The sequence below is a fragment of the Stieleria sp. genome (genome assembly GCF_041595215.1).
Classification (GTDB): domain Bacteria; phylum Planctomycetota; class Planctomycetia; order Pirellulales; family Pirellulaceae; genus Stieleria; species Stieleria magnilauensis.
The window spans coordinates 1-2,022 of record NZ_JBFHKV010001330.1 but is presented as its reverse complement, the minus strand read 5'-3'; the positions used below and the strand labels follow the sequence as shown (position 1 = coordinate 2,022).

3 protein-coding genes are annotated in these 2,022 nt (G+C 63.6%); all 3 read left to right on the top strand.

Features of this window, described 5'->3' with window-relative positions; genetic code table 11:
- Nucleotides 1-617 (top strand): calcium-binding protein (locus ABX749_RS31025; protein WP_372899445.1); only part of this gene is annotated, 617 nt, incomplete at its 5' end.
- A 26-nt stretch (nt 618-643) separates the two neighbouring features.
- Nucleotides 644-1,393, top strand: coding sequence for an RNA polymerase sigma factor (locus ABX749_RS31020; RefSeq protein WP_372899444.1), 750 nt, complete (start codon nt 644-646; stop codon nt 1,391-1,393).
- The coding region (locus tag ABX749_RS31015; RefSeq protein WP_372899443.1) for a hypothetical protein at nt 1,380-2,022 on the top strand (643 nt) is incomplete at its 3' end. The genes ABX749_RS31020 and ABX749_RS31015, both read left to right, overlap by 14 nt.

Sequence of the window (2,022 nt, the reverse complement as noted above, 5' to 3'; positions counted from 1 at the left end):
GGCTGGCCGCCGGCAGCGGACCGACCTTGATCGAAGGCGGCGACGGCCGCGACCGCATCCGCGGCGGCAAGGGCGTCAACGTGCTGTTCGGGGGTGCCGGCAATGATCGCATCGTCGGCGGCGCTTCGACCGACTACATCATCGGCGGTGCGGGCAATGACATTCTGCGGGGCGGGGCGGGCGACGATTGGATCTTCGGGGACGCGACCAATTCGTTGCCCGAAGGCGAGACCGATCCGCTGGAATACGCCAGACGGACGATGGATGTGAATCGTGGTGACGACATCATCCATGGGGGCCGCGGCAACGACATGGTGTTTGCCGGGCACGGCAATGACCGAATCCGTGGAGGCGTCGGCAACGACTTCTTGCACGGCGGCGGCGGGAATGATCGCATCCGCGGGGAGCGTGGTGACGACGAACTGATCGGGGGAGCGGGCAACGATGACCTTCGCGGCGGCTTGGGTGCGGACGTGATCCGTGCCCGTGACGGAGAAGTGGACGTCATCTTTGCCGATCGGCTCGATGAGTTGTTCGTCGACGACATCGACCGCATTGTCCGCCGCGGTCACGGAGATTCCGAGGATGCGGGTGATGCACTGGCAGCGAGCGTCTAGAATGGCGGGCTAGCGACGGGCGGGAAATGCGTGGGTCAGGCGTCCAGGATGGTGTTGCCGAGACGACCGGCTGGAAGCCGATCCCACACGTAACGACCGACGTCACTCCTTTCCCCGGGACACCCGAGACGATCGAGCAACAACGCCTCCCAACGCGCACCGGCATCGGCTCCGGCGACCGCAAGTCGTCGGAGCTTTCGGTCGTTGATGCGGAATTGATCGACGACCTGTTGGGCGGCAGCAGCGAGGCGTGGGAAAAACTGATCGATCGCTATGGGGCGTTGGTGCGAAGTCGTGTGGCGGACGTCGCGGCCGTGTTTCAAAGGGGCCGTGATTGGTCGACGATCGACGATGTGACGGCGGAGGTGTTTGCGACCTTGTTGGCTCGCGATGTCGCCGCCCTGCGAGCCTTTCGCAACCAAAGTAGTCTGGCGACCTACTTGGCCGTGATCGCCACCCGCGTGGCACGCCGCGTGATGGCAAAACTGGTGCGTCATGCGCATGGACAACGTGATTCGCTGGACGATCTGGACGATCGGCCCTCGGCAGTCGATCCGGAATCGCTGCTGATCGACAGGGAAGAACGAGATCGACTGCTGACGCTGGTCGATCGCCTGCCGCAACGGCAAAAAGACTTGGTGGTTGCGTTTTACCGGGAGCAACAAACGTACGCAGAAATCAGTCACCGATTCGACATTCCGATCGGTTCCATCGGCACGACGCTTCGACGCGCCGAAGAAAGACTCCGGCAATGGATCGACGATGAAACCGAATAATTCCTTCAACCGCAAAACGCTATTGCAGCTTGTCCGGCGAAGACTCGACGGAGTCTCCGCGGCCGGGGCCAGTTCCGGCGTCCACGCTGACGATCACGGCGACGTCCTCGGTCGCGTCGTGCGTCAAGTGATGCACGAAGTGACCGACGGCACGACACACTCGCGCGACGAATCCGACAGCGCCGTCCCCGTCCCCTTGCACGACGTTGCGGCCTACGTCGACGGCACGATGGACGATCCGGAAAAATTGACGGCGATCACGGACGCGGCAACATCCGATCCGGGATTGATGATGGAGATCGTTGCGGCGGTGCGCAGCCGCGGCGAAGCGAAAACAGTGGGGCTGGCGCCAGAGTTGCGTTCGCGTCTGCTCGCGTTGCAACACGCCAACGCGTCTCCCACGGTCGTGGAGACCGCCAGTGATGAATCAACGTCAGCGGATCGCCCCGCGGCGCTGCCGTTGGTGCGGACGGACACGCCCGTCGCATCGGACACGCCGCGTTTCAGCCCCGTAGCGATGGGATGGTTCACCACCGCCGCCGTCGTCCTGCTGGCGATCGGTTGGTGGGTTCGTTCGGGAATGCGTCCGTCGAACGATCCGATCGCCGAAGACGGCCAACGAATCGAGG